Source organism: Blastomonas sp. (assembly GCF_041747255.1).
Classification (GTDB): domain Bacteria; phylum Pseudomonadota; class Alphaproteobacteria; order Sphingomonadales; family Sphingomonadaceae; genus Blastomonas.
In genome coordinates this window covers 1-5,506 of record NZ_JBGTFM010000326.1, presented here as the reverse complement: position 1 = coordinate 5,506, position 5,506 = coordinate 1, and the positions used below count along the sequence as shown (strand labels likewise).

Sequence of the window (5,506 nt, the reverse complement as noted above, 5' to 3'; positions counted from 1 at the left end):
GCCGAAGAGGTGGTGGCCGATTACCAGACGCTGCGCCTGTCATTGAAGGATCATCCCATGACCTTCCTGCGCCCGGCGCTTGAGGCGGACGGCGTGCTCAGCTGCGCGCAGACTGGCATTGCAAAGGCGGGCGCAAGGGTCGCCACCGCCGGAATCGTTCTCATCCGTCAGCGACCGGGCAAGGGCAACGCCATCTTCATCACCATCGAGGACGAAACCGGCGTCACCAACGTCGTGCTGTGGGCGCGGCAGTTCGAGATCTTCCGCCGTGCGGTGATGGCATCGCGACTGATGCTGGTCGAAGGCCAGGTGCAGCGCAGCCCCGAAGGCGTTGTCCATCTGATGGCCAGCACGATCCACGACCGCAGCGACCTGCTCGACCATCTGGGCGATACGCGCGCGCTCGCCCCGATGTCGCGCGCGGATGAGGTGCGGCACCCTGTCCAGTCGCGCCACCCCCGCGATGTGCGGATCGTGCCGAAGTCACGCGATTTCCATTAAGTCGGGACTCGCCTGCAGCTGACAACTGAATGGTGAGTTTTCAGGGCATCTCGGGTCGCGCCGGGTGTTCAAAGCCGTGCAGGCCCCACCAGAACTGCAGCGCGATGACGACGCCCTTGGCGGGTTGCAGCAGCGCGAGCGTAAGCCCCAGCGCCATGCCGATCGTCAGGACCATCAGGCCCCAGAGCGGCAGCATCTCGCGACTCGCCACCGCAATGATCGCCGGTGCCATGATATGGCCGGAGATGAGGATCGCCAGATAGGCAGGGAAATCATCGGCCTGGTGCAGCGTCCAATCCTGCTGACATTGCGGGCAGCGCGCCACCGGCTTCAGGTAGCGGGCGAACAGCACTGCCTCGCCGCAACGTGGACAGCGGTTGCGACCGCCACGCCATGCGGCCTCTTTCGCCGCTTGCGGCGCGCGCCAGCGAGTGGCCGCTGCCGCGCTGTCGAGTCCGGGCTGAGTCATTGGATGTTCCAGCAAGCGCGGCCCAAATGCGGACCGCGCCTCCGCTATAGGCGCGCAGCGACTGCTAAGATAGCGCAATGCCGATCAGGCGATGAACGAACTGATCGCCACAAAAAATGCCGTAAAGCTCAGCAGGAACAGGCGGATATCCTCGTTGCGCTCAGCCTTCTTGCGTCTGGCCAGCACTTCGGGCTCAAACACGGGTTCAGCGGCGAGGATACGCGGCGTCAGGCTGCGGCGAAAGCTGTTGGGTTGGGCGCGGACACGAAGGAAAAGGCTGCGTTGCATGCCGTTGGGCTTAACGCTTTTTTAACCAACCTGCCTATCGCGATTGATGGTTAACAAAAACCTGTGCCGGAACAGGACGACCTGGCCCGGCGTGTCAGAAATTGTCCTTGGCGCGGCGGATCGCGGCGAAGGTCGCCACAGTGTCGCCTGCAAAGCCCATGCGCGCCTGCATGACGGGGTCATCGGCGCGCAAAAAGGGGTTGGCGGCGCGCTCGCGGTCCAGCCTTGTAGGGACGGTCCACTGATCGTTCTTGCGCTTCGCCGCGACCTCGGCGGCAAAATCGCGCAGCGCAGGATTGTCCGGATCGACGCTCAGGGCAAAGCGCGCATTGGCGGCGGTGTATTCGTGCGCGCAGTAAATGACGGTCTTGTCAGGCAATACTTTTAGCCGCTCCAGCCCCGCCCACATCATCGCAGGCGTGCCCTCAAACATCCGCCCGCAGCCCAGCGCGAACAGCGAATCGCCGACAAATGCGATGCCCTCGCTGGCCAGATGGAAGGCGATATGGCCCAGGGTATGCCCGGCAACATCGATGACATCGGCGGACACATCACCCAGCATCACCGTATCGCCCGGCACCAGCGCTCGGTCGATCCCGGCGATCCTCTCTCCCTCGCTGGCAGGCGCGACGATCGTACAACCGGTCGCTGCCTTGATCGCTAGATTGCCACCCGCATGATCGGGGTGCCAATGGGTGTTCCAGATCTGGGTGATCGTCCATCCCCTGCCCGCCGCCTCGCGCAGATACGCATCGGCATCCGGCGTGTCGATGCACGCGGTCTCGCCGCTCACCGGGTCATGCGCCAGAAAACCGTAATTGTCTGACAGGCAGGCGAACTGGTGGACGAGGATCGGCATGGGGAGTTACCTTGGTGTGAGATGGGTGATTGGCGCGCTTATAGCATCAGGTGCGCGAGGTGTGACGGGTTTTGGGTGCTAGACGTAAATGGGGGTGGACACGTCCCTCGCCAGCCCCACAAACAAGCAAGCCCCCCAATCAAACGCGCAATCCCGCCATCTCATCGAGACCGGCCATGATGTTGAGGTTCTGCACCGCCGCCCCGCTCGCGCCTTTGCCCAGGTTGTCGAGCATCGCCACCAGCCGCACTTGCGACCCGTCGGCGCTGGGCAGCACATAAAGCGTCAGCCGGTCGGTCGGCGCGTCAACCTCGCCGATCAGCAACTCGCCCGGCACCGCGTCCATCGGCGCAACCGCCACCAGCGCTTCGTGCGCATAATGATCGGTCAGTGCCTCATGCAGCGTGCGCGCGTCGGCAAAGCCGAGTTCAGGATCAAGGAACAGCGGCACATCGACCAGCATGCCGCGAAATGCGCGCACTACGGCGGGCGCGAACAAAGGCGCGCGGCTTAAGCCAGCGTGGACCTGCATTTCGGGCAGATGCTTGTGCTCAAGTCCCAGCGCATAGGCGCGATAGCCGATGTCCACCGCATCGTTGCGCATCCGCGCAATCAGGTCCCTGCCGCCGCCCGAATAGCCGCTGACCGCGTTGACAACAAAGCCGTGATCGGAGGGCAACAGGCCCTCGGCCACCAACGGCGCGACCAGCGCCAGAAATCCAGTGGGATAGCAGCCAGGGTTGCTCACCAGCCGGGCATCGCGGATCGCCTCGCGCTGGCCAGCGCGCAGTTCGGCAAAGCCATAGGCCCAGCCATCGGCGACGCGGTGCGCGCTTGAGGCATCGATGAACCGCGTCGGTGCGCCCTCGCCAAGCGCCGCAGCTTCACGCGCGGCCTCATCAGGCAGGCAAAGAATGACGAAATCTGCATCGCGGATGATCGCGGCGCGCGCGCCGATGTTTTTGCGGTCGGCATCGGACAGACTGATCAAGCGGATGTCGCTGCGTGGCCCCAACCGGTCGGCGATTTCCAGCCCGGTGGTTCCCGCAGCGCCATCAATGAACACGGTTGGCATCAGCCGATCCTCTTGCGCGCCAGCACCGGTTGCGGCGTGCTCTCAGGGAAACGCGCGATCACATCTGCCAGCGGTTCGGTGACCACCTGCATCCAGTGCGCGTTGGCGTGGATCAGATGCGTGTCATCCGCCATGATCCCGACGTGGCCGGGGAAGAACACAAGATCCCCGCGCTGCAGGGGTGCATCGTCGGCCAGAAATTCACCCAATGCTTCAAGCTGCTGGTCGCTGTCACGCGGGGCATTGTGTCCGGTCAGCGCCATCACCAGCTGGACCAGTCCCGAACAGTCAAGCCCATCGCCGCTGCGCCCGCCCCACAGGTATGGCGCGCCGGTCAGTTGCATCGCGAAGATCGCGGGATCCGTGCCGGGTTCAGCCAGGCTTCGCGCATGACGTTTTGAAACGAATCCGGTGCCGGTCTGCCAGAACTTGCCGCAGGCGCTTTCGCCCGCAACGGTGATCTGCGCGCCCATCGGCAAGAGATCCAGCGTCGGCGCCTTGATCGAGGCATCGGCAAACACCAAAGCGGCACGGGCGTGCACGATATGCGTCGGCAATGCAGCGGTCTCAACCAGGTCGTTGAGCAACACATAGCCGCAATAGCCATCAATCAGGCAATAGCCCCAGCCCCAGTCGCCCGCCGAATCGAGCAGGGCAAAGCCTTCACCGGTGATAAGCTGCGAGACGGCCTGCGCGTCATGCGCGCTGGCGGCGCGCAGCATCGTTATGGCAGGCGCACATCGGCGCAGCTGCGGCGCGACATAATGCGGCGCGAAGAAACGCCCGGCGAGCGCGATATCGGCAAGGTCGCCGCGCACCGCTGTGACGCGCGGGTCAAACGTCGTAACCGGCCCGGTCAGAGCATATTGGAATGAAGCGGGTGCTGGCTCATGCAGCGCCACCGGCGACGCGTCTGTCCGCGCCCCGCCCGTCATCTGCATCGAAGAACCTGTCGAATGTTTCAAGAAATTCCGCCCCTTGCGTCGTGGCCACGACAAACACATTGCGCCCGTCGTTCTGATCGGGCTGGCGGCGTAGATAGCCAAGTTGTGTGAGCTTGTCCAAGGCCCGGGTGATCACCGGCTTTGACACGCGCAATTGTCGCGCCAAACCGCGCACCGTATGCGGCCCGGAGGTGAACTGGACGATCGACAGCATCGCCAATTGGCGATGCGTCAAGTCGGGCGCATCGGCGCGCACATAGGCAAGCATCCCTGCGACCCAGCAGGGCAAAGATCCGTTCATAATCTTCACAATCCGGCCAGTTGCGGTCATCAGCCCGATGCCCATGACGCACTGCTCCTGACGCGCTGTTCGGTGCTGAATGGCGGATGGTTACAGCTGCGTAACCGGATCAGGCAGCGGCGAAACGCGCGCGCAAATAGTGCCAGGCGGCGCGAATGCCCAGCGCTTCGCCACCCTTGGGCTGGCCAGGACGCGGCGTCGGGCGCCAGGCGTAGGTATCAAAATGCACCCAGTCTGCCGTGTCACCGACAAAGCGCTGGAGGAACAGTGCAGCGGTAATCGCCCCGGCAAAGCCGCCCCCGCTGTTGCCAAAATCGGCCACATCGCTGACATACATATCCTCATAGCCCGCCCACAAGGGCAGCCGCCAGCACGGATCGGCGGCGGTCTGGCTGCTGGCGATGAGGGCATCTGCGACAGCATCGCGGTTGGTGAACATCGCGGGCAGGTCCGGCCCCACCGCCACGCGCGCCGCACCGGTAAGCGTCGCGAAATCCATGATCAGCTGCGGAGCGCCCTCAGCGGCCTTGGTGAGCGCATCGCCGAGCACCAGCCGTCCTTCGGCATCGGTGTTGCCGATCTCGACCGTCAGACCCTTGCGGCTTTTGAGCACATCGCCGGGGCGGAAGGCATTGCCTGCAATCGCGTTTTCTACCGCGCCGACCAGCAAGTGCAGCCGCACCGGCAGCGCAAAGCGCATGATCAATTGCGCCAGCGCCAGCGCATGCGCCGCGCCGCCCATGTCCTTTTTCATCAGCAGCATGCCCGCCGCCGTCTTGATGTCGAGCCCGCCGCTGTCAAAGCACACGCCCTTGCCGACAATCGCGATGCGCGGATGATCCTCACGTCCCCAGTGGAGCTCGATCAGGCGCGGCGCATGTGCACGCGCCGCCGCCCGGCCGACCGCGTGGATCATCGGATAGCCGGTTTCAAGCGCATCGCCGCGCGTCACCTCGATGCGTGCGCCATAGCGCCCGGCGAGCGCCTCTGCTGCGGCCTCAAGCGCTGCAGGCCCCATGTCTTCGGCGGGCGTGTTGACCATATCGCGCACCCACGCGGTGGCCTCGGC

Annotated in this window: 8 protein-coding genes; 1 reads left to right on the top strand and 7 read right to left on the bottom strand. The window is 64.5% G+C overall.

Translation table 11 applies throughout. The features are described 5' to 3' along the window. Nucleotides 1–501 (top strand): OB-fold nucleic acid binding domain-containing protein (locus ACEW8G_RS11165; protein ID WP_373488495.1); only part of this gene is annotated, 501 nt, incomplete at its 5' end. 40 nt (nucleotides 502–541) lie between these two features. On the opposite strand, the gene ACEW8G_RS11160 is transcribed toward ACEW8G_RS11165, so the two are convergent. From ACEW8G_RS11160 to ACEW8G_RS11130, 7 genes are all read right to left on the bottom strand, one after another. Further along, nucleotides 542–970, bottom strand: a complete 429-nt coding sequence (locus ACEW8G_RS11160) for a DUF983 domain-containing protein (RefSeq protein WP_373488494.1) — start codon at nucleotides 968–970, stop codon at nucleotides 542–544. Between the two features lie 84 nt (nucleotides 971–1,054). Then, nucleotides 1,055–1,258: a hypothetical protein gene (locus tag ACEW8G_RS11155; RefSeq protein WP_373488493.1), complete on the bottom strand. Its 204-nt coding sequence runs from the start codon at nucleotides 1,256–1,258 to the stop codon at nucleotides 1,055–1,057. 94 nt (nucleotides 1,259–1,352) lie between these two features. Next, nucleotides 1,353–2,117: a hydroxyacylglutathione hydrolase gene (gene gloB / locus ACEW8G_RS11150; RefSeq protein WP_373488492.1), complete on the bottom strand. Its 765-nt coding sequence runs from the start codon at nucleotides 2,115–2,117 to the stop codon at nucleotides 1,353–1,355. A 139-nt stretch (nucleotides 2,118–2,256) separates the two neighbouring features. Then, the gene (gene argC / locus ACEW8G_RS11145; protein ID WP_373488496.1) at nucleotides 2,257–3,195 is read right to left on the bottom strand and encodes an N-acetyl-gamma-glutamyl-phosphate reductase; all 939 of its coding nucleotides are present in this window, start codon (nucleotides 3,193–3,195) and stop codon (nucleotides 2,257–2,259) included. Then, a complete protein-coding gene (locus ACEW8G_RS11140) occupies nucleotides 3,192–4,133 on the bottom strand; it encodes a C40 family peptidase (RefSeq protein WP_373488491.1) in 942 nt (313 codons plus the stop codon). Before ACEW8G_RS11140 ends, argC begins: the two co-directional genes overlap by 4 nt. After that, the gene (locus ACEW8G_RS11135) at nucleotides 4,081–4,482 is read right to left on the bottom strand and encodes a MarR family transcriptional regulator (RefSeq protein WP_373488490.1); all 402 of its coding nucleotides are present in this window, start codon (nucleotides 4,480–4,482) and stop codon (nucleotides 4,081–4,083) included. The genes ACEW8G_RS11140 and ACEW8G_RS11135 overlap by 53 nt, the downstream gene beginning before the upstream one ends. Before the next feature lie 64 nt (nucleotides 4,483–4,546). Continuing rightward, nucleotides 4,547–5,506, bottom strand: a 960-nt coding sequence (locus ACEW8G_RS11130; protein WP_373488489.1) for a M17 family metallopeptidase, incomplete at its 5' end; no start/stop codon positions are given.